Origin of the sequence: Streptomyces sp. NPDC002088 (genome assembly GCF_040296605.1) — a bacterium.
Lineage (GTDB): Bacteria > Actinomycetota > Actinomycetes > Streptomycetales > Streptomycetaceae > Streptomyces.
This window is the reverse complement of the sequence record NZ_JBEOXO010000048.1, coordinates 19,707-40,469: the sequence shown is the minus strand read 5'-3', so window position 1 is coordinate 40,469 and position 20,763 is coordinate 19,707. Positions and strand designations below refer to the sequence as shown.

General features: G+C 69.5%; 16 protein-coding genes and 1 pseudogene. 5 read left to right on the top strand and 12 right to left on the bottom strand.

Annotated elements, in window-relative coordinates; all coding sequences use genetic code 11:
* Positions 1-205 precede the first annotated feature (205 nt).
* The 3 genes from ABT114_RS47695 to ABT114_RS47685 all read left to right on the top strand — a co-directional run bounded on the left by ABT114_RS47695 (position 206) and on the right by ABT114_RS47685 (position 3,704).
* Positions 206-1,144 carry a ferredoxin family protein gene (locus tag ABT114_RS47695; RefSeq protein WP_351152919.1) on the top strand — a complete coding sequence of 313 codons (939 nt, stop codon included), beginning with the start codon at positions 206-208 and terminating at the stop codon, positions 1,142-1,144.
* A gap of 212 nt (positions 1,145-1,356) precedes the next feature.
* Positions 1,357-3,027: a sensor histidine kinase gene (locus ABT114_RS47690; protein ID WP_351152916.1), complete on the top strand. Its 1,671-nt coding sequence runs from the start codon at positions 1,357-1,359 to the stop codon at positions 3,025-3,027.
* Positions 3,024-3,704 (top strand): response regulator, encoded by a 681-nt coding sequence (locus ABT114_RS47685; protein WP_351152913.1) that lies wholly within the window; start codon positions 3,024-3,026, stop codon positions 3,702-3,704. The genes ABT114_RS47690 and ABT114_RS47685 overlap by 4 nt, the downstream gene beginning before the upstream one ends.
* Positions 3,705-3,758: 54 nt before the next feature.
* Here ABT114_RS47685 and ABT114_RS47680 read toward each other — a convergent pair whose 3' ends face one another.
* The 3 genes from ABT114_RS47680 to ABT114_RS47670 all read right to left on the bottom strand — a co-directional run bounded on the left by ABT114_RS47680 (position 3,759) and on the right by ABT114_RS47670 (position 6,578).
* Positions 3,759-4,820: an ABC transporter substrate-binding protein gene (locus tag ABT114_RS47680; RefSeq protein WP_351152910.1), complete on the bottom strand. Its 1,062-nt coding sequence runs from the start codon at positions 4,818-4,820 to the stop codon at positions 3,759-3,761.
* A 74-nt stretch (positions 4,821-4,894) separates the two neighbouring features.
* Entirely contained in the window at positions 4,895-5,773 is an 879-nt protein-coding gene (locus tag ABT114_RS47675; protein ID WP_351152908.1) for an ABC transporter permease, read from the bottom strand.
* Positions 5,763-6,578: an ABC transporter ATP-binding protein gene (locus ABT114_RS47670; RefSeq protein ID WP_351152905.1), complete on the bottom strand. Its 816-nt coding sequence runs from the start codon at positions 6,576-6,578 to the stop codon at positions 5,763-5,765. The genes ABT114_RS47675 and ABT114_RS47670 overlap by 11 nt, the downstream gene beginning before the upstream one ends.
* Positions 6,579-6,741: 163 nt before the next feature.
* Between ABT114_RS47670 and ABT114_RS47665 the strand changes: the two genes are divergently transcribed.
* On the top strand, positions 6,742-7,434 hold the full coding sequence (locus ABT114_RS47665; protein WP_351152902.1) for a response regulator: 693 nt from the start codon (positions 6,742-6,744) through the stop codon (positions 7,432-7,434).
* Between the two features lie 115 nt (positions 7,435-7,549).
* Here ABT114_RS47665 and ABT114_RS47660 read toward each other — a convergent pair whose 3' ends face one another.
* The 4 genes and pseudogenes from ABT114_RS47660 to ABT114_RS47645 all read right to left on the bottom strand — a co-directional run bounded on the left by ABT114_RS47660 (position 7,550) and on the right by ABT114_RS47645 (position 12,632).
* On the bottom strand, positions 7,550-9,142 hold the full coding sequence (locus ABT114_RS47660) for a monocarboxylic acid transporter (RefSeq protein ID WP_351152900.1): 1,593 nt from the start codon (positions 9,140-9,142) through the stop codon (positions 7,550-7,552).
* Positions 9,139-9,699: a DUF485 domain-containing protein gene (locus tag ABT114_RS47655; RefSeq protein ID WP_351152897.1), complete on the bottom strand. Its 561-nt coding sequence runs from the start codon at positions 9,697-9,699 to the stop codon at positions 9,139-9,141. Before ABT114_RS47655 ends, ABT114_RS47660 begins: the two co-directional genes overlap by 4 nt.
* A 69-nt stretch (positions 9,700-9,768) precedes the next feature.
* Positions 9,769-10,303, bottom strand: a pseudogene (locus ABT114_RS47650) (response regulator transcription factor).
* A gap of 205 nt (positions 10,304-10,508) precedes the next feature.
* Positions 10,509-12,632 (bottom strand): DNA gyrase/topoisomerase IV subunit B, encoded by a 2,124-nt coding sequence (locus ABT114_RS47645; protein ID WP_351152894.1) that lies wholly within the window; start codon positions 12,630-12,632, stop codon positions 10,509-10,511.
* Positions 12,633-13,074: 442 nt separating this feature from the next.
* Here ABT114_RS47645 and ABT114_RS47640 point away from each other — a divergent pair, with 442 nt between their 5' ends.
* Positions 13,075-13,305, top strand: a complete 231-nt coding sequence (locus ABT114_RS47640) for a DUF7455 domain-containing protein (RefSeq protein ID WP_351152891.1) — start codon at positions 13,075-13,077, stop codon at positions 13,303-13,305.
* A gap of 188 nt (positions 13,306-13,493) precedes the next feature.
* On the opposite strand, the gene ABT114_RS47635 is transcribed toward ABT114_RS47640, so the two are convergent.
* The 5 genes from ABT114_RS47635 to ABT114_RS47615 all read right to left on the bottom strand — a co-directional run bounded on the left by ABT114_RS47635 (position 13,494) and on the right by ABT114_RS47615 (position 20,623).
* On the bottom strand, positions 13,494-14,351 hold the full coding sequence (locus tag ABT114_RS47635; RefSeq protein ID WP_351152888.1) for a S1 family peptidase: 858 nt from the start codon (positions 14,349-14,351) through the stop codon (positions 13,494-13,496).
* A 133-nt stretch (positions 14,352-14,484) separates the two neighbouring features.
* The gene (locus ABT114_RS47630; protein WP_351152885.1) at positions 14,485-16,026 is read right to left on the bottom strand and encodes an RNA polymerase sigma factor; all 1,542 of its coding nucleotides are present in this window, start codon (positions 16,024-16,026) and stop codon (positions 14,485-14,487) included.
* 429 nt (positions 16,027-16,455) lie between these two features.
* Positions 16,456-17,343, bottom strand: a complete 888-nt coding sequence (locus tag ABT114_RS47625) for a FadR/GntR family transcriptional regulator (RefSeq protein ID WP_351152883.1) — start codon at positions 17,341-17,343, stop codon at positions 16,456-16,458.
* 162 nt (positions 17,344-17,505) lie between these two features.
* Positions 17,506-19,734 carry an ABC transporter ATP-binding protein gene (locus ABT114_RS47620; protein ID WP_351152880.1) on the bottom strand — a complete coding sequence of 743 codons (2,229 nt, stop codon included), beginning with the start codon at positions 19,732-19,734 and terminating at the stop codon, positions 17,506-17,508.
* Positions 19,735-19,864: 130 nt separating this feature from the next.
* Entirely contained in the window at positions 19,865-20,623 is a 759-nt protein-coding gene (locus ABT114_RS47615; protein ID WP_351152877.1) for an NUDIX hydrolase, read from the bottom strand.
* Between the last annotated feature and the right edge of the window lie 140 nt (positions 20,624-20,763).

The window sequence follows — 20,763 nt, the reverse complement described above, 5'->3', positions numbered from 1 at the left end:
TCCGCCGCGAAGCAGCCCCGACGCTCCGCGTCGGCTCATGGACAAACCGGACCCTGCGGCGCTCCGCGCCGCTACGACCAGATCGGCTACACCCCGCCGTAAACGGCGGAGCCCTGCCGATGAACCTGGTAGAGCACACGGCGAGGAGCAGGACACAGGCGCGGCCGGAAGTCACCCAGCGCCAAGTCAGGTTAGGCTCACCTCTGTGAGTACGTGCGCGACCGTCTCGCGGGACCTCGACGAGCCCATTTCCGGAACCGCGGCCACTGCGAGAACCTGGCTCCTGCTGGAACAGCCGGGTCCGTGGGGTGCCAAGGCGCTCACTTCGAGCCACTTGGATCCGGCACTCGGCCGCGCCCTGGCAGCGGCGACGCAGGACACGGGCGTACGCATCGCCCTCATCCGCCGCCCGGGCCGCCACGCCGACTTGGGCACGCCTCGCACACGGCAGGTGTACGCGGCCCACACCACGCCCGGAAACGTGTGGCTCCACAGCGCCACGACCACCGCCCCGGAGCGCCTGCTGGACCTGGACTTCGCCGCCCTCGGCAGCGGTGACCACCGGACCTTCGGCGCCGCCTTGCAAGGTCGGCCCCACACCGGCGACCCGCTCGCACTCGTCTGCACCAACGGCAAGCGCGACCGCTGCTGCGCCCTGCTCGGCCGCCCCCTCGCGGCGGAACTCGCCGGCTCCGGAGTGGAGGGCGTCTGGGAGGTCACCCATCTGGGTGGTCATCGCTTCTCGCCGACGGTGCTCGTCCTCCCGCACGGATACGCGTACGGACGGGTCGAGGCCCACGCTGTCAAGGAGATCCTGCACGGCGTCCAGGAGGGCCGGATCGTCGTGGAGGGGTGCCGTGGGAGTTCCGCCTGGGAGCGGCCCGGACAGGCGGCCGAGCTGGCCGTACGCACAGCGGCGGGCGAAAACGCGGCGGGCGCGCTGAGCGTCGTACGGACGGACGGTGCCGCGCCACGCTGGGAGGTGACCGTCGCACACGCCGACGGCCGCCACTGGCGGGTCATCGTGGCCCAGGGCGCCTCTCTGCCGCCCCGCCCGGAGAGCTGCGGGACGTCGGTCCTGGGCGCACCGGCCCGCATGGACGTGGTGGCGGTGCGCGAACTGGCGGCGGCGCTGGCGAGCTGACGTTTCGCGGCCGTACCGGGAGACGGCCGAACCGACGCGAGCCGTCGGAGGCGGCCGCGCCGAAGATGCCGGTACCGGATGGCGGCTTTACAAGGGGCCGCCACGTGGCGGCCCCTGCTGCCACTCCCCCTCCCCGCTTTCCCAAGCGCTGGTCAAGAGATCCACGCCACTCCCCTGCCGCAAGCGCCGCGCGCCCACGTACCGTCATGGGTATGAGCCCCACTCCCCCCGCACGCCGCCTGCGCCTGGGAATGCCCCGCCGTGTGTTCTCGCAGGTCCTGCTGATGCAGGTGGCGATCGCCGCGGGAGTCGCGGTACTCGCGACCGGACTGTTCCTCGCACCGCTCAGCGACCAGCTGGACGACCAGGCGATGCGCCGCGCGCTCGCGATCGCGCAGACCACCGCCGCCCAGCCACAGATCGCCAAGGACCTCGAGAGCACGTCTCCGTCGGTCGACGGGCCGGTGCAGCGGGAGGCGGAGCGGATCCGGAAGGCCAGCGGGGCCGAGTACGTCGTGGTGATGAACAAGGAGCGCGTGCGCTGGTCGCACAGGGACCCCGCGCAGGTCGGCGGCATCGTCTCGACCGACCCCAGCGAGGCCCTGGCCGGCAAGGACGTCATGGAGATCGACAGCGGCACCCTGGGACGCTCGGCCCGCGGCAAGGTGCCCCTGCGGAACGGCGACGGCGAGATCATCGGTGCGGTGTCGGTGGGTATCGAGTACGACAGCGTGCGGGCACGGCTGATCCACGCCATCCCGGGATTGTTCGCGTACGCCGGTGGCGCCCTCGCCGTCGGTGCGCTGGCGGCCTGGCTGCTCTCCCGGCGGGTCCAGCGGCAGACCCGGGACCTGGCCTTCTCGGACATCTCAGGGCTGCTCGCGGAACGCGAGGCGATGCTGCACGGCATACGGGAGGGTGTCGTCGCCTTGGACCGCACCGGCCGCATACGCCTCCTGAACGACGAGGCGCAGCGCCTGCTGGACATCGGCGAGGAGATCGTCGGCCGCTCTCCGGACGAGGCCTTCGGTGAGGGACGTACGGCGGACGTCCTGGCCGGCCGGGTGACCGGCACCGACCTGCTCACCGTCCGCGGTCAGCGCGTCCTGGTCGCCAACCGCATGCCCACCGACGACGGCGGCGCCGTCGCCACCTTGCGTGACCGCACCGAGCTGGAGCAGCTCGGCCGGGAACTCGACTCCACGCGCGGCCTGATCGACGCGCTGCGCGCCCAGGACCACGAGCACGCCAACCGGATGCACACACTGCTCGGGCTGCTCGAGCTGGAGATGTTCGACGACGCCGTGGAGTTCGTCGGAGAGGTCGTCGGTGACCACCGCGCCACCGCGGAACAGGTCACCGAGAAGATCAGGGACCCGCTGCTCGCGGCGCTGCTGGTCGGCAAGGCGACCGTCGCGGCCGAGCGCGGCGTCGCCCTGTGGGTCTCGGACCGCACCCGGCTGCCGGACCGGCTGATCGATCCCAGGGGGCTGGTCACGGTCGTCGGCAACCTGGTGGACAACGCACTGGACGCCGTCGCGGGCACACCGCACGCGCGCGTGGAGGTCGAACTGCGCGCCGAGGGCAGTACCGCCGTCCTCCGGGTACGGGACACGGGACCCGGAATCCCGGCGGAACAACGGGAACTGGTCTTCACCGAGGGATGGTCCACGAAGAAGCCGCCCGTGCACGGGAAGCGCGGAATCGGTCTCTCCCTGGTGCGCAGGCTCGCCGAGCGGCAGGGCGGCAGGGCGACGGTGAGCGAGGCGGACGGCGGGGGCGCGGAGTTCACCGTCGTCCTGCCCGAGGCGCTGGCCGAGCCGGACCTGGAACCCGCCCTCAGCGGGCCCGCGCAGTCCGCAGTCGAGGAGGAGTCGCTGTGATCGAGGTCCTGGTCGTGGACGACGACACCAGGGTCGCCCGGGTCAATGCCGCCTACGTCGAGAAGGTGCCGGGGTTCCACGTCGCCGGCGAGGCGCACAGCGCGGCCGACGCGCTGCGTCAGCTGGAGGCGCTGCCCCGGCTGGACCTGGTCCTGCTGGACCACTACCTGCCCGACGAGACCGGGCTGGATGTCGTCCAGGAGATGCGCCGACGCGGCCACCAGACCGACGTGATCATGGTGACGGCGGCACGGGACGTCTCGACGGTGCAGGCGGCGATGCGGCAGGGCGCGCTGCAGTACCTGGTCAAGCCGTTCGCCTTCGCCGGCCTGCGCGCCAAGCTGGAGGCTTACGCGGAGCTGCGCCGCACCCTCGACGGCGGCGGCGAGGCGGAACAGGCCGATGTGGACCGCATCTTCGGCGCGCTGTCCGCGCATTCGGAGCCCGGGCTGCCCAAGGGACACTCCCCGACCACCGCGGAGCTGGTACGCCAGTCCCTGATGAACGCCGAGGGCCCCCTGTCGGCCCAGGAGATCGCCGACCGGACCGGGGTGAGCCGCCAGACCGCCCAGCGCTATCTGAAGCTCCTGGAGCGCACGGGCCGGGCCAGACTGACCCTCAAGTACGGCGACGCGGGCCGCCCGGAACACCGTTACGTGTGGGCGACCCGCGCCTGAGGGCACGGCCCGTGGGGGCGGGGGAAGGAACCGTGCCCTCCCCCTGTTGGTATGTCAGCCCGCCGTCTTCTCGACGAACTCGGTCGTGTACGTCTTGCTCAGGTCCACGTCCGCGTTCTGGATGTTGGGGTTGAACGCCTTGAGCACCTTCTCAACCGTCTCGGGTCCGTTGGCGGGCATCACGCCGTCCTCGGTGAACATCGGCAGCGTGCTCTTGATGGCCTCCGCGTAGAGCGTCTTGTTGCCCTGGGAATAGTCGGCGGGCATCTTGTCGGCGATCTCGGAGGCGCTGTGGGTGGACATCCACTTGAGCGTCTTGACGAATGCATTGGCCAACTTCTGGACAGTGTCCTTGTGGCCGTTCACCCAGTCGGTCTGCATGTACAGACTGGACGACGGGTACGGGCCGCCGAGCGCCTCCTGCGAGCCCTCGGGCGTCCGCATGTCGAGGAGGATCTTGCCCGCCTTCTTGTCCAGGATCGTGGCGACGGTCGGGTCGGTCGTCATACCGCCATCGATGGCACCCTGCTGGAGCGCCGAGATGAAGGTGGGCCCCGCACCCACGGCGACCGGCGTGAACTCGCTGACCTTCACACCGTTCTTGACCGCGAGGTACTTGGTGAGGAAGTCGGTCGAGGAACCCAGGCCGGTGACGCCGAGCTTCTTGCCCTTGAAGTCCTGGGGCGAGGTGATGTCGCCGGCGGCCTTGGTGGAGACGATCTCCACCTCGCCGGGCGCGTGTGAGAACTGCACTACGGACTCCACGGCCTTGCCCTTCACCTGAAGGTCGAGGGTGTGGTCGTAGAAGCCGACCGCTCCCTGGACCTGGCCGGAGACGAGCGCGGTCTCGGCCTGCACGCCGGCGGGCTCGCTCAGCAGCTCCACGTCGAGGCCCTCGGCGTCGAAGTAGCCGAGCCGCTGCGTGAGCATCGCCGGCAGGTAGATGACCTTGTCCAGGCCACCGACCATGATCTTGACCTTCTCGCCCTTTCCGTCACCCTTGCTGCCGGAACCGGAGGACGCGGTGCTGGCGGCGTCGTTGGCGCAGGCGGTGAGGGAGGAGAGGCCGAGCAGGCCGGCGGCTGCCAGGGCGGCGTATCTGGCGGTCTTGCGCATGGCGGTTCACGTCCTTGTGAGAAGGCGGTGCGGGGGGAAGAGGAGGAGCAGGAGAGGAGGCGTCGAAGAGGGGCTCAGTCGTCGGAGTCCGACGGCTTCCACCGGAAGATGCGGCGCTCGGCGAAGGTCAGCAGTCCCTCGGCGACGAGCGCGACGACAGCGAGGATGACCATCGCGGCGTACACACCGGCCGCGTTGAAGGTCCCCTGGGACTGGGCTACGAGCAGGCCGATGCCCTTGGTCGCGCCGATGTACTCGCCGACGATGGCGCCGATGAGAGCGAAGCCGAAGCTGACGTGGAGGCTGGTGAAGATCCACGAGGTGGCGGACGGGATGACCACCTGAAGGGTCACCCGGCGGTCGCTCGCGCCGAGGATCCGGGCGTTGGCCACCAGGTTGCGGTCGACCTCGCGGGCGCCCTGGAAGGCGTTGAAGAACACCGGGAAGAAGACCAGGACGACGGCCGACGCGACCTTGGATGCGGGGCCGAGTCCGAACCAGATCACGAAGATCGGAGCGAGGACGATCCTCGGTATGGAGTTGAGCACCTTGATGTATGGACCAAGGACATCGGCGAGGAAGGTGATCCTGCCGAGGGCGATGCCGCACACGACACCGCCGACCACTCCGAAGACCCAGCCGAGCAGCGCCTCGTAGAGCGTGTACCAGATCTGTTCGCCCAGGGATCCGAGCGCGGTCCCATGGGTCACCCAGGTGTAGATCTGGTCCCAGATCTTCGAGGGCATCGAGAAGTTGAACGGATCGATGGCCTTGGTCCGGGAGAGAACCTCCCACAGACCGAGGACGGCGATCAGAAGCAGGGCGCGGGCGGCTGCTACAACGATCTTGCGTCTGCGGGCGGCACGCGCGCGTGAGTGGGCGCGGTTCGTCTTGTTGCCGGGTTCGGTCATGGTCAGTGCCACCGAGGCCTCGGGCAGGATCTCAGGCGACATGGGCGGCACCCCTCTCGCGGGTGATGCGGACCTCTTCGCCGAGCGACTCCCAGATCTCGCGGTAGATCTCGATGAACCGCGGCTCGAGGCGCACCGACTCGACCTTGCGCGGCCGCGGCAGGTCGATGTCGAAGACCTGCTTGACGGTGGCGGGCCCGGCCGTCATCACGACGACTTTGTCGGCCAGGGCGATGGACTCCTCCAGATCATGGGTGACGAAGACGACGGAGGCACCCGTGCCCTCCCACAGCTCCAGCAACTCGTCCGACATCAGGGCCCGGGTCTGCACGTCGAGCGCCGAGAAGGGCTCGTCCATCAGCAGGATCTCGGGATCGTTGACGAAGGTCGCGGCGAGGGCGACGCGCTTGCGCTGACCACCGGAGAGCTGGTGCGGGTAGCGGTCCTCGAAGGCGGCGAGCCCGACCCGGGCCAGCCATTCGCGCGCCTTCTGCTTGGCCTCCGCCTTGGGCACGCCGCGGAAGCGCGGGCCGGCCATCACATTGGACAGGACGGTGCGCCAGGGGAAGGTGGCGTCCTGCTGGAAGACGAAACCGACCTTGCCGCCCACGCCGCGAACCGGCTCGCCGGAGACCAGAACTTCGCCCTCGGTGGGCTCTTCCAGGCCGCTGACCAGGGTCAGCGTGGTGGACTTGCCGCAGCCCGTGGGGCCGACGACCGCCACGAACTCGCCACGCCCGACCGTGAGGTCCAGTTCCCTGACGGCCGTGTGCAGACCCCCCGACGGGGTCCTGAAGATCTTGCTCGCGCCCCGTAGCTCGATGGCGGGGCTGGTGTCTGCGCTCATGGCCGAGGACCGTAGGTGTGGCCCGCGCCACAGCAGCAGTCTTCTGAGCGCTAGCCGTTCTTTTGCTCGCAAGAGCCTGTTGTGCTCGTTTTGCTCGCGCTAGAACTGCGGAGCCGAAACACGGGCTTAACGCGCCCGCCTGGCCTTGAGGAAAAGAGGGCCAATGATTGACGTCCTGGTCGTGGACGACGACTTCCGTGTCGCCGAGATCAACGCCAAGTACGTGGGAAAGGTTCCCGGCTTCCGGGTCGCCGCCCGCGCGCACAGCGCCGCCCAGGCCCTGGCCGCTGTCGAGCACGGCGCCATCGACCTGGTGCTGCTCGACCACTACCTACCGGACCGGACAGGCCTCCAGCTCGTCCACCGCATGCGGGAACAGGGGCACGGCACCGACGTCATCATGATCACGGCGGCCAGTGATGTGACGACCGTGCAGGCCGCGATGCGCCTCGGCGCCCTGCACTACCTCGTGAAACCGTTCACCTTCGCCGCGCTGCGCACCCGCCTGGACTCCTACGCGGCCCTGCGCCGCACCGTCGACCGCGTCGGGGGCCGCGGCATCGCCGGCCAGGAGCAGGTCGACCGGATCTTCGGTGCCCTGCGCACGGCCCCGGTGCCGTCGTCACCGGGGCTGCCGAGCGGCCACTCGGAGCCGACGACGGACCTGATCTGCGCCGTACTGCACCGCGCGAACCACCCCCTGTCCGCCCACGAGGTCGCCGCCGAGACCGGCCTGAGCCGCTCCACGGCCCAGCGCTACCTCCGCCATCTGGAACAGGCCGGCCGCCTCCGCCTCACCCTCAGATACGGCGACACCGGCCGCCCGGAGCACCGCTACGCATGGGTGGCGCCGTAGGCGTACGGCCGACGGCAGCAGCCGTACCACGACAGGGGCAGCGGGTACGTCGACGGAGACAGCGCGTACGACAGCGAAGCGGCCGTACGGCGGTGCGGGAGCCGCCCCTGTGCGGCTATGCGGCCCCCGCTCCCGTCAGCGACCGCACCTCGGTCTCGGCGTGCTTGGCCTCGTCCGGCAGCTCGGCCGAGGTGACCGTGCCGAGCCAGCCCGCGACGAAGCCCAGCGGGATCGAGACGAGCCCGGGGTTCTGCAACGGGAAGTACTGGAAGTCGACGCCCGGAAACAGCGATTCCGGACCGCCCGACACCACCGGCGACAGCACGACGAGCACCAGCGCCGGAATCAGCCCGCCGTACACGGCCCATACGGCGCCGCGCGTGGTGAAACCGCGCCAGAACAGCGAGTAGAGCAGCACCGGCAGATTTGCGGACGCGGCGACGGCAAAGGCGAGCCCTACGAGGAACGCAACGTTGAAGTCACGGGCCAACAGGCCCAGGGCGATCGCGACCACACCGATGCCGACCGCAGCGGCCCGCGCCACAGCCACCTCGCTGTACGGATCCGCTCGCCGGCGCCGCAGTGATGCATACAGGTCGTGTGCCACGGACGCCGAGGACGCGAGCGTGATCCCGGCGACCACCGCAAGGATCGTGGCGAAGGCGATGGCGGCAACGATCGCAAAGAGAATGGTTCCTCCCGTCGAGTCCGCTCCACCGCCCAGGTCGAGCGCCAGCAGCGGGACCGCCGTGTTCCCGGCCGCGTTCGACGCCCGCACGGCATCCGGTCCCACGATCGCGGCCGCTCCGAACCCGAGGACGATCGTCATCAGATAGAAGCCGCCGATGAGCCCGATCGACCACACGACCGAGCGCCGTGCGGCCCGTGCCGTGGGCACGGTGTAGAAGCGGGACAGGATGTGCGGCAGCCCGGCCGTACCGAGTACGAGTGCCAGCCCCAGGCTCATGAAGTCGAAACGCGCGGTCCAGTCACCGCCGTACTTCAGTCCGGGCGCCAGGAACGCATCCCCATGGCCGCTGCGTTCCGCCGCCGTGAGCAGCAGCCGGTCGAAGTTCCCGTGGAAACGCGCCAGGACGAGGGCGGTCAGCACGACGGTGCCCCCGAGCATCAGGACCGCCTTGACGATCTGGATCCACGTGGTGGCCCGCATCCCTCCCAACGACACATAGATCACCATGAGTGCGCCGACGCCGATGACGGTCCAGGCCTGTGCTGCCTCATCCGTCCGTCCGAGGAGCAGTGCGACCAGGCTGCCCGCGCCCACCATCTGCGCCACCAGATAGAGAACGGACACTGTGACCGAGGAAGTTCCCACCGCGATCCGCACCGGCCGCTCCCTCATACGCGCCGCGACCACGTCGGCGAGCGTGAACCGGCCGCAGTTGCGCACCAGTTCCGCGACCAGGAACAGCACGACCAGCCAGGCTACGAGGAAGCCCACCGAGTAGAGCAGACCGTCGTAGCCGAACAGCGCGATGAGGCCGGAGATACCGAGGAAGGAAGCGGCCGACATGTAGTCACCCGCGATGGCAAAACCATTCTCCATGGGTGAGAAGAGCCGACCGCCCGCATAGAACTCCTCCGCCGAACCGTGCCGATGGCGGCTCACCCAAGTCGTGATCCCGAGTGTGACGGCGATGAACCCACTGAACAGCAGCAGTGCAAACGTCTGGTGATTGCCCGTCACGAGGCACCGCCTCTGACTCCGCGTGTCAGTTCCTGGGTGTCCCAGCGCAGTTCGAGCGCGGCCCGGTCCCTGCGCAGCCGCGCATGGCGGGCGTAGGCCCAGGTGAGCAGGAACGTGGTGAGGAACTGGCCGAGCCCGGCGAGCATCGCCACGTTCACGGCCCCCGCCACGGGCCGCGCCATGAAGCCGGGTGCGGTCGTCGCGGTCACCACGTACCCCACGTACCAGCTGAAGAAGACGGCGACCGCCGGCAGCACGAACCTCCGGTACCGACTGCGCACCTCCTGGAAGGCCGCGCTCCGCTGCACCTCGAGGTAGATGCCGGCCGCAGCCACCGCCCCGTCCTCCTGCACGCGGCGTGCCTGTGGAACGGGGGCCACTGGTGTGTGCGCGGCGGCCGCCTCACCCCAGCCCGAGGCGAGGGCGTCGTACCAGGGGTCGTCGTAAGGCGGGACTACCGGTGCTCCCGCGGGGGCCGGAGCAAGCCGCTCGTAGTTCTCGTCCGGACTCTCGGGGCCGCCCTCGTCTCCGCGCGGGCGGCCGTTGCTTGACTGCATGCCCAAGCATGGACAGAACGGGAAGATCCCTGACTCTTCTTCTTCCTGCTCTTCACTCCATCAGGTGACTCACCCCGCTGGCGGCCGAACCACTCCCTTCGCATACGCGTAACGCACCGCGTGTGCACGGCCCTTGAGGCCGGTCTTGGCGAACAGGTTGTTGATGTGGGTCTTCACAGTCGCGGTGGAGACATGCAGTGGCCGACAAACGCTCCAGCAGCCGCCGTTGGATGCTCGGCGCCGGCCCTGCCTCCCCGGACAGCACACTGTGCACGGCCCGCACGATCTCGTCGCCTCCGGCGTCCTTCGTGAGGTAACCGCGGGCACCTGCCCTCAGTGCCGGAAACAGCGAGTCGTCGTCCGCATAGGTCGTAAGGACCACCACCTGCGTCCCGGGATGCTCCGACCGGATGCGCCGGGTCGCCTCCACCCCGTCGCAGCGCGGCATGCGCAAGTCCATCAGCACCACGTCCGGGGCGAGTTCGGCCACCAGCTTCACCGCCTCGCCCCCGTCCGCCGCGGCGCCGACGACCTCGATCCCGGGCAGCAGCCCCAGCAGCATCACGATGCCCTCCCGGACGACGGTCGGATCGTCCGCGACCACGACCCGCGCGGGCTTCGTCGCTGCCTCCTCCGCCGTGTCGGCACCTTCAGCGTCACCACGAACCCCCGGACAAGCCGCCGGGATGCCCCGAACCTTCCCAAGGCGGCACCCCGCCCTAGCCCGAACGCCACCACCGCCCAAACCGCCACCCGACCCGAGCCGGATCCGATCCAAGACGACCCCCGGACCAAGCCAAGCGCAATGGCTACGCGTCGATGCGCGACCGGTCCAGTGTCGCCGCCGAGCTCGAGATGAACTCCTTGCGGGGCGCCACGTCGTTGCCCATCAGCAGGTCGAAGACCTGCTCCGCGGCCTCCAGGTCGGAGAGGTTGATGCGGCGCAGGGTGCGGTGGCGCGGGTCCATGGTCGTCTCGGCCAGCTGGTCGGCGTCCATCTCACCCAGACCCTTGTAGCGCTGGATGGAGTCCTTGTACCGGGTGCCCTTGCTCTGGAGCTCCATGAGCTTGTCGCGCAGCTCACGGTCCGAGTACGTGTAGATGTACTTGTCCTGGCCCTTCTTCGGCTGGGTCAGCTCGATCCGGTGCAGCGGCGGCACCGCGGCGAACACCCGGCCCGCCTCGACCATGGGACGCATATAGCGGTGGAACAGGGTCAGCAGCAAGGTGCGGATGTGGGAGCCGTCCACGTCGGCGTCGGTCATCATGATGATCTTGCCGTAGCGGGCCGCTTCGATGTCGAAGGTCCGGCCGGACCCCGCTCCTATGACCTGGATGATCGCGCCGCACTCGGCGTTCTTGAGCATGTCCGTCACGGACGACTTCTGAACGTTGAGAATCTTGCCGCGGATCGGCAGGAGCGCCTGGAACTCGGAGTTCCGGGCGAGCTTGGCGGTGCCGAGCGCGGAGTCCCCCTCGACGATGAACAGCTCACTGCGGTCGACGTCGTCGCTGCGGCAGTCGGCGAGCTTGGCGGGCAGCGAGGAGGATTCCAGGGCCGTCTTGCGGCGCTGCGCGTCCTTGTGCTGGCGCGCCGCGATGCGCGTACGGGCGGCGGCGACGGCCTTCTCCAGGACTACGCGGGCCTGGGCCGCGGCGTCGCGCTTCGTGGAGGTCAGGAAGGCCTTGAGCTCCTTGGAGATCACGGTGTTCACGATGCGGCGGGCCGCTGACGTGCCGAGGACCTCCTTGGTCTGGCCCTCGAACTGCGGCTCGGCGAGGCGGACGGTGACGACGGCGGTCAGGCCTTCCAGGGCGTCGTCCTTGACGACGTCGTCCTCGGCGACACGCAGCAGCTTCTTTGCGCGCAGGACTTCGTTCATCGTCTTGGCGACGGCCTGCTCGAAGCCGGCGACGTGGGTACCGCCCTTGGGGGTGGCGATGATGTTGACGAACGACCTGAGTGTCGTGTCGTAGCCGGTTCCCCACCGCAGCGCGACATCGACGCCGAGCTCCCGGGTGACCTCGGTCGGGGTCATCTGACCGTGGTCGTCCAGGACCGGGACCGTCTCCTTGAAGGTGCCCTGTCCGGTGAAGCGGAGGACGTCGCAGACGGCCTTGTCGGTGGCCAGGTACTCGCAGAACTCGCTGATGCCGCCATCGAAGCGGAAGGACTCCTCGCCCTTGCTGCCGCCCTCGCCCAGGCCGTACTCGTCGCGGACGACGATGGTCAGGCCGGGCACCAGGAACGCGGTCTGGCGAGCGCGCTGGTGGAGGTTCTCCAGAGAGAGCTTGGCGTCCTTGAGGAAGATCTGCCGGTCGGCCCAGTACCGCACACGTGTGCCGGTGCGTGTCTTCGGGATCCTCTTGGCCTTGCGCAGGCCGCCGGTGGCGTCGAACTCGGCATCCGGGCCCTCAGCGGCGAACGCACCGGGAACACCGCGCCGGAAACTGATCGCGTGGGTGTGGCCGCTACGGTCCACCTCGACGTCCAGCCGGGCCGACAGGGCGTTCACCACGGAGGCACCGACGCCGTGCAGACCGCCGGAGGCCGCGTACGAGCCGCCACCGAACTTGCCGCCGGCATGCAGCTTGGTCATGACGACCTCGACGCCGGACAGGCCGGTCTTGGGCTCGACGTCGACCGGGATGCCTCGGCCGTTGTCCCGCACCTCCACCGAGCCGTCGTCGTGCAGGATCACGTCGATGTGGTCGCAGTGGCCACCGAGGGCCTCATCCACGGAGTTGTCGATGATCTCCCACAGACAGTGCATCAGACCGCGACTGTCGGTCGAGCCGATATACATACCCGGGCGCTTGCGTACGGCCTCGAGCCCCTCGAGGACGAGCAGGTGCCGCGCGGTGTAGTTGGAACCGTCCCGGTCTGCTCCTGCCAGCAGCGCTGTGGACGGCACGGACGTTTCGGCGGTCACGCGGTTCGCTCCTCGCTGAATTTTGAAAGGGGCCCTTCTGGGTAAGGGCGCGGCTTGGGTCACCGCCAAGAGGGTACCGAGGCCTGGTAGAGCCGTTGTAACGCCACCCTCTTCTGAACTCAGACTAGTCCAGAGTCGTATGCGTGTTCGATCCCTCGTTGGAGTGAAGTACATATCACGTTCCCTTCGAGGCATGAACCATTTAGGCTCCGGGCACGTCCTCATGAACAAACCGGCAACCCAGCCGGGAGGGCGCCGACCATGACCGACAGTGCGAAACCGTAAGCCGACAGACACGCAATACGGCACCTTCGCCGCCAAACCGGCAGCAACCTGCCGCCTCGGAAGATTTTTTCGAGGAAAAGCCACGAGCGGGAACGTTTTGGGGCTGGTTGGATGTTGACCCTGGTACGACAGCTCGTCGAGCTAGAGAAGAGGCGACGTGACTACTGTTCTGACCCCCGCGAGCCCACTGACGGCCGCTGATCGCTGCGACCGCTGCGGCGCCCAGGCATACCTGCGCGTCGTCCTGCTGAGCGGCGGAGAACTGCTCTTCTGCGCCCACCATGGCCGCAAGTTCGAGCCGGAACTCAAGAAGATCGCCGCTGAGATACAGGACGAGACGGAGCGGCTGACGTCCGTTCCCGAATCCTCCTCAGACGAGGAACGCTGACGCTTCGGATCCACGACGAGCCAGCCCCGGCACAGACCGGCGCACGGGCGGCCGCCCCGCACTCGGGGGCGGCCGCCCGCCTCGTAAACGCTGCGTTCGGGGCGGCGGGCACGGTGAGCGGTCCCATAAGGGATCCGTTCCGTGTTCGCTCGTGTCGTAGCGGTGCTCAGCTGCCGCCAGAAGGGCTCCTACGACCCTCGCGCCACGGCGGGACGGGCGTCGGCTTTGCCGAGCGCTCGTACGACGTCGGACGCGCGCGTGTAGACGCCGGGGCTCCCCCGCTCCCCACAGCCGCTCCCCCACGACACGAGCCCGATCAGCTTCCCCGCGGCCACCAGTGGCCCGCCGCTGTCCCCCTGACAGGCGTCGCGGCCGCCACTGACCTCACCGGCACACAGCATGGTCGCGGCGAGATACGCGCTGTCGGCACCGTCCGGATAGGCGCGCTCGCACAGAGCATCAGGCAGCACATGCACGCGCGCCGCCCGTAGGCTGCGCACGTAGTCGCCGGCCCCGGTGATGTCACCCCATCCGTAGACTGTGGCGGCCGTTCCGGGTTCGTAGACGGGATCACCCGCGGCCGCCATCCCGATGACAGAGCCAGTCGGCAGGGGCGCCGCAAGGGTCAGCACGGCGAAGTCCCCTGCGTTACTGAAACTGTCGTAGTTCGGATTCACCCAGGTGTCACGTACGACGATCTCCTGGCCCTGGGGCGAGAGCAGGTCGGTACGGCCCGCGATGACCTTGAGGTCGCTCGCACGGTGCGGCGGTGCTCCCAGGACCTCCTCACTGAGGCAGTGGGCGGCAGTGAGCACAGTGGTCGGGCCGACCGCCACACCGCCGCAGAACTGGCCCGCCCGCGTACCCCCGAACCGGTCACGGCTGGACAGTGCAACCGTCCACGGACTGCTGGACACGTCGACAGGGAAACCGCCGACAACGATGCTGTCGGCGGCCACGGGGGCGGCGGACACCAGTGGTATGACCGCCGCCACGGCTGCCAGTACCAGGGGCCGGGTCAGGGCCCGGACAAAAGGACGGCACATGCACGCTCCTCACTCTGCAGTGTTCATCGGAGACCCAGAGTGATCCAGAGCGTTGCGGCGCGCACCCGCACGCACACACGAAGGCCCGGTCCCCTCGCGGGAAACCGGGCCTTCGGCGTCGTACGACTACGGCCTAGTCGAGGTAGTCGCGCAGTACCTGGGAACGCGACGGGTGACGCAGCTTGGACATCGTCTTGGACTCGATCTGACGGATGCGCTCGCGCGTGACGCCGTACACCTTGCCGATCTCGTCGAGGGTCTTCGGCTGACCGTCGGTGAGACCGAAGCGCATGGAGACGACGCCCGCCTCGCGCTCGGAGAGCGTGTCCAGGACGGAGTGCAGCTGCTCCTGCAGGAGCGTGAAGCTGACCGCGTCGGCCGGGACAACGGCTTCGGAGTCCTCGATGAGGTCACCGAACTCGCTGTCGCCGTCCTCGCCGAGCGGGGTGTGCAGGGAGATGGGCTCGCGGCCGTACTTCTGGACCTCGATGACCTTCTCCGGGGTCATGTCGAGTTCCTTGGCCAGCTCCTCCGGGGTGGGCTCGCGACCCAGGTCCTGGAGCATCTGGCGCTGCACGCGTGCGAGCTTGTTGATGACCTCGACCATGTGCACCGGGATACGGATGGTGCGGGCCTGGTCGGCCATGGCGCGGGTGATCGCCTGACGGATCCACCAGGTGGCGTACGTGGAGAACTTGTAGCCCTTGGTGTAGTCGAACTTCTCCACCGCGCGGATGAGACCGAGGTTGCCCTCCTGGATAAGGTCCAGGAAGAGCATGCCGCGGCCGGTGTAGCGCTTGGCCAGGGAGACCACCAGACGGAGGTTGGCCTCCAGGAGGTGGTTCTTGGCGCGGCGGCCGTCCTCGGCGATGATCTCCAGCTCGCGCTTGAGCTTCGGCGCCAGCTTGTCGGCGTTGGCCAGCTTGTCCTCGGCGAACAGGCCCGCCTCGATGCGCTTGGCGAGCTCGACCTCCTGCTCGGCGTTGAGGAGGGGGACCTTGCCGATCTGCTTGAGGTAGTCCTTGACCGGGTCGGCGGTGGCACCGGCGGCCGCGACCTGCTGGGCGGGCGCGTCGTCCTCGTCCTCGTCGGAGAGCACGAAGCCGGCGCTCTCGGTGCCCTCGGGCTCCTCGGCGCCGCCCTTGACCTCCTCGAGCGCCTCGTCCTCGACCAGCTCGGCGTCGTCCTTCTTGGCGCTGGTCTTCTTGGCCGCCGTCTTCTTGGCGACAGCGGTCGTCTTCTTCGCCACAGTCTTCTTGGCGGTCGCCTTCTTGGCCGCGGCCTTCTTGGCGATCGCGGCTTCGTCGGCGGAATCGGCACCGGCAGGGTCGGCGGGGGCCGCCGGGGTGGCGGTGGCCTTCCTGGTGGTCACGGTCTTCGCCGCGACCGTCCTGGTCGCGGTGCGCTTGACCGGACTCTTCGCTGCGACGCTCTTTCGGGTGCGCTTGGGCTCCGCGGCACTGACCATCAGCGTCACACCCTCTTCCTCGAGGATCTGGTTGAGGCTGCGCAGTACGTTCTTCCACTGAGTGGCCGGAATCTGGTCAGCTTCGAAGGCCCGACGCACGTCATCGCCGGCGATCTGCCCCTCAGCCTTTCCCCGCTCAATGAGCGCCATGACAGAGACGGATTCGACGATCTCCGGCGGGAGCGTACGGGATGTGCTGGCCGACACGAACAACCTCTCGGAACGTTGGAAAACGGCTTCCGGCCCCGTCCATGATCGACGGGAGCCGACCACCGGCCTTGGAGATGGGCCGACGGCGCGGGCGGGGGCCGGGAGGAAGCACAGCGCCACAAATGGCGTCCGTATTCCCTCCACGACTGTCACCTCTTAGGTCATCGCGTTGTCTCCACGAGCGTTACGCCCAATCTGCGTGGCCCGAGTCACACCCCGTAATCGCTCAAAAGCGGTCAAATCCTGACAGATGAGGTCACCCGCATCGCCGGTCGGGACCGCTCCGATGCAGTCACCGCCTCGTCGCACCGCCGGACCCCGCAGGAACCGGAGGCTCCTGCGGGGTCCGGCGGGGGACGGTGCGTCGACCGGGCGATGTCACAGGAGGGGGGAGACATCTCCGGCCGGGCCACCCGTGGTGCGCAGTCAGTGCTCGCGTGGCGCGGGCACCACGCGCTCCACCTCGGGGTGGACAGTGAGAAGGTGACGCATGGCCGTCTCGGCCGCCGCACCGTCGCCGGCGGCGAGGGCGTCGACGATCCTGCCGTGATGCGCCAGGGACGCCTCGTTCGGCCGCTCACAGCCCGCGACCGGACCGCCGGAGACCTGGAGGGCGGCGGACACGATCCCGGAGAGGTGCTCCAGCATTCGGTTGCCCGCAACCTGGATGAGCAGCGAGTGGAACTCGGCGTCGGCCCGGGAGAAGGTGAGCGCGTCGCCCTGTCCCATGGCATGGCCCATGATCTCGACCATGTCGGCCAGCCGCTGCTGGATGTCCTCGCGTCCGTGTCCGGCAGCGAGCCGGGCGGCGAGGGGCTCGATCGTCCAGCGCAGCTCGCTGAGCTCGCGGCGCTGGTCGTCACGCTGCGGTCCGAAGGCCCGCCACTCAATGATGTCCGGGTCCAGGAGGTTCCAGTCACTGACGGGGCGCACGCGTGTGCCCACGTTCGGGCGGGCACTGACCAGGCCCTTGGCCTCCAGGACCCGGAGCGACTCGCGGACGACGGTCCGGGAGACCTCGAAGCGCTGGCCGATCTCCTCCGGCACCAGCGGACGGTCGGCGCCCAGGTCACCGGAGACGATCATCTGGCCCAGCTGCTGAACAAGTTGGCCGTGCAGCCCGCGCCCGCGGCTGCCCGCGGCGCGTCGGCCCACGCGACCCAGCTCCGGGTCTGCGCCCTCCCACACGGGGGCTCCGACGCGGTCGGCGACAGAGGCCTCGGCGAAGGGATAGCGGTCGAGTTCGCCCGGGCCGACGAGGCCGGAGTCTGCGGAGCGGGCGGCGGTCATCATGGTGTGCGCAAGGGTACTCACGGATCCTTTGTCGGCGCCGTCTCCAACTCCCTTGAGGTCTTTGGTGAAAAGCACACGAAAGGGTGATCGCTCACGCCGCCGCAATTGACGCCTTATCGGAAAGAAATGAGCGTTCTCCGGGGAGTTGTGTGCAGGCCGGGCATTGAAGCGTGCGGACGGGTGTCATCGGGCCCTGCTACGCAGGGTCGTGAGCAGATATGCGCAGAGCAGAGCGGTGAGCGACAACGTCAGCGCGCCACCAACAGGTTGGGCGATCACCCGGGCCGCGCCCGCCAAATAGCGCTCTCCCCCGAACGGCCACTGCAGCAGATACACCTCGCGCAGCCGCACGGAGAGGCCGGCCGCCCTCCGCACGGACGGTCCTTCCAAGACCTTTTGTACGAGCGGTACGACGGCTACCGGCACGGCGACCACCGCGGCGAGCCCGGCGGTGGTGGACCGGAAGACGCCCGCGGCCAGTACCCCGGCCCAGGCGCAACCGACCACGAGCCCGATCCAACTGGCGCTCAGCGAGAACCAGCCGGCGGGAACCTGGGCGAGCTCCCGCCCGTATACGACATAGAGCACTTCGGCGTCGCAGCCCACGGTGAGGAAGGCCAGCATCAGCGCGGTGGCCGCGGAAACGAGGAGTTTGGCGGCGAGCAGCCCCAGCCGGCGGGGCACGGTGCCGCGGTCCGCCGCCAGGGCGGGGTGGCGGAACTCGTCCCCGAAGGCGAGCGCACCGAGCAGTCCGGCACCGAGCGCCGCAGGCGGCAGCGGGAGCTCCCGCGGCCAGGCCACCAACAGCCGCGGCTGCGGGGTGTGACCGATACGAGCCAGGAGTACGGCGCCGACGGCCGAGGTGACGAGCACAGCGGCAGCCGTGAGGAACCCGGTGCCGATGCCGGCGGCACGGCGGAGTTCGTAGCGAAGGGGGCGCAACGGGCTGGGGGCTGGGCGGACGGAGATCGGGGGCGGGAGATCGGACAGGGCGCCGAGCGTGCCGGCCTCGGCGGGAGGAAGGGAGCGCGCCGTGGCGTGCGTGCCCGGTGTCCGCGGGGGGCGAGCGACTGGGCGCCCGGACGGGCCGGCCTCGTCGGCTGCGGGAGTCTCGGTGAGGGCCGGTGATGCCTCGGGGAGGTGTGGCCCGGCAGCGGGAGTCGGGGATACCTCGGCGGGGACTGGAGGGGCTGGAGCAGTCGCCTGCACGTCGGCGGAGGTCGGTGCGGCGGGAGTGCCCGGCGGCGCCACGGCACTGGGCGTCTGTTCGTCGGCCCGGGCCGCCGCCGCACGGGGACCCGGCGGTGTGACGGTGGATCGTAGTGGTGAGCCGGCTGGGCGCTGCAGCGCCTCGGCGGATGACAGCTCGCCGGCCGGGGGGTGTCGTGCGTCGGTACTGCGAGTCGCGCTGGGCGTGCGTGGGTTTTCTGCGGCGGTGGCGCTGTCGGTATTGACCGTGGGTTTCTCCTCCCGACGGCTCCCGGCCCACAGCTCCCCCTCGTCGAACCGCTCGTCGGACGCCCCGGCCCCCGCACCAGGCCCCATGTCGCCGGTCTCGTCGGCGAGTTGATGTACGAGGATGCCGTGACGGAACGCGGTCTCGCCGACGTCGGCGCAGGTGCTGCCGTAGACGGAGAGACGATTGCCGCCGTCCTGGACGACTTCGACTGAGCGCTGGGCGGTGCGGGCCTCCTTGGCGAGGAGGGCGGCGAGGCGCGCGGCGTGCGGGCTGCGAACGGCGACCCGGGGGCGAAGCCGGGTCCGGGCGAAGTCCACGGCCTCCTGGTCGGCGACGACTCTGCCCTGCTCGAGCGTGACGATCCGGTCGGCGGTGCGGGCGGCCTCCTTGGAGTCGGTGGTGGTGAACAGGACCGTGCCGCCCTGGGTGGCGTGCGCGCGCAGCATTCCGTACAGCCATCGGCTCTCGCGGACGGTGAGCCCTTGAGCGGGGCCGTCGACCACGAGGGTGTGCGGGTCGGCGAGCAGGGCGCAGGCGAGACCGAGGCGGCGGTCCATGCCGCGCGAGAGGGTGCCGAGGTGTTCGTCTCGCAGGCTGACCAGGCCGACGACCTCGAGGACTTCGTCGGCCCTTCGTACCGGTACTCCCGCGGCGGCACAGAGCATGCGAAGGTGGCCGCGGACCGTGCGGGCCGGGTGTCCCGGAACGTCTCCGAGCAGCACGCCCACCTCGCGCGACGGGTGGGCGATGCGGTGCAGGGGGCGGCCTCTGAAGTAGGTGATACCACGGCCTTGTTGAAGTTCGAGCATGAGTTTCAGTGCCGTGGTCTTGCCCGCGCCCGCAGCTCCGAGCAGCGTGGTGACGCGGCCCGCGCGCGCCTCGAAGGAGACGTCGTCGACCGCGGGCGGAAGGTCCTTGCGGGGATTGCTGGTCAGTCCGAAGGCCTGGATCACCCAAAGCAAGATAGCGCGCTATGTCCGATTTTTCGGGCATCGCACGGCACGCTTCGACGGCGGCCGACCGATTGGCTCGGTCCCTTGCACTCCGTCGCGCCGCGGACCCGGCGCGCCGAGGCAGCTGAGCTCAGACTTCGGGGCGGAGCATCGGGGGGTTGAGCAATGTGGCGCCGCCGGCGCGGAAGAGTTGGGCCGGGCGGCCGCCCTGACGCGTGGTGGTACCACCGGTGGGGACCAGAAAGCCGGGCGTGCCCGTCACCTTGCGGTGGAAGTTGCGCGGGTCGAGCGCCACGCCCCACACCGCCTCGTAGACACGGCGCAGCTCGCCGACGGTGAACTCGGTGGGGCAGAACGCCGTGGCCAGCGACGAGTACTCGATCTTGGAGCGGGCGCGCTCCACCCCGTCGGAGAGGATCTGGGCGTGGTCGAAGGCGAGCGGCGCGACCGGTTCGCCGTCACGGCCGTAACCGCCCTGCTGCAGCAACTCCTCGACGGGCGCCCAGCGCGCGTTGCTGGCATCGCCACCGGCCCGGGGCGCGGGCAGGTCGGGGGCGAGCGCCAGGTGGGCGACACTGACCACGCGCATCCGCGGGTCGCGCTTGGGGTCACCGTACGTCGCGAGCTGCTCCAGGTGGGCGCCGTTGTCCTGGACGGGGAGGGACGGATCGTGCGCGTGCAGTCCGGTTTCCTCGGCAAGCTCGCGTGCCGCGGTCTGCGACAGGTCCTCGTCGGCCCGCACGAAGCCGCCCGGGAGTGCCCAGCGCCCCTGGAAGGGCGGCTCCCCCCTGCGCACCGCCAGCGCGCACAGGGCGTGGCGGCGCACGGTCAGTACGACCAGGTCCACGGTGACGGCGAAGGGCGGAAAGGCTGACGGGTCGTAGGGCATGCCGCGATCATAGTCGTCTGCCTGACGATAAACACTCCCTTCGTCGGGCATCGGTGGCTGATCCACTCCACTCGCCATGCACCTCACCGCCCCCCGCGGGGCCCGGGGGCATTCTGTGTGCGCCGCGGTGCCGTACGAGG

Bases quoted from the DNA above. Each gene is read 5' to 3' on its own strand.
- ABT114_RS47690 (WP_351152916.1), top strand. From the start codon at position 1,357: ATGAGCCCCACTCCCCCCGCACGCCGCCTGCGCCTGGGAATGCCCCGC.
- ABT114_RS47680 (WP_351152910.1), bottom strand. From the start codon at position 4,820: ATGCGCAAGACCGCCAGATACGCCGCCCTGGCAGCCGCCGGCCTGCTC.
- ABT114_RS47675 (WP_351152908.1), bottom strand. From the start codon at position 5,773: ATGTCGCCTGAGATCCTGCCCGAGGCCTCGGTGGCACTGACCATGACC.
- ABT114_RS47670 (WP_351152905.1), bottom strand. From the start codon at position 6,578: ATGAGCGCAGACACCAGCCCCGCCATCGAGCTACGGGGCGCGAGCAAG.
- ABT114_RS47665 (WP_351152902.1), top strand. From the start codon at position 6,742: ATGATTGACGTCCTGGTCGTGGACGACGACTTCCGTGTCGCCGAGATC.
- ABT114_RS47655 (WP_351152897.1), bottom strand. From the start codon at position 9,699: ATGCAGTCAAGCAACGGCCGCCCGCGCGGAGACGAGGGCGGCCCCGAG.
- ABT114_RS47635 (WP_351152888.1), bottom strand. From the start codon at position 14,351: ATGTGCCGTCCTTTTGTCCGGGCCCTGACCCGGCCCCTGGTACTGGCA.
- ABT114_RS47615 (WP_351152877.1), bottom strand. From the start codon at position 20,623: ATGCCCTACGACCCGTCAGCCTTTCCGCCCTTCGCCGTCACCGTGGAC.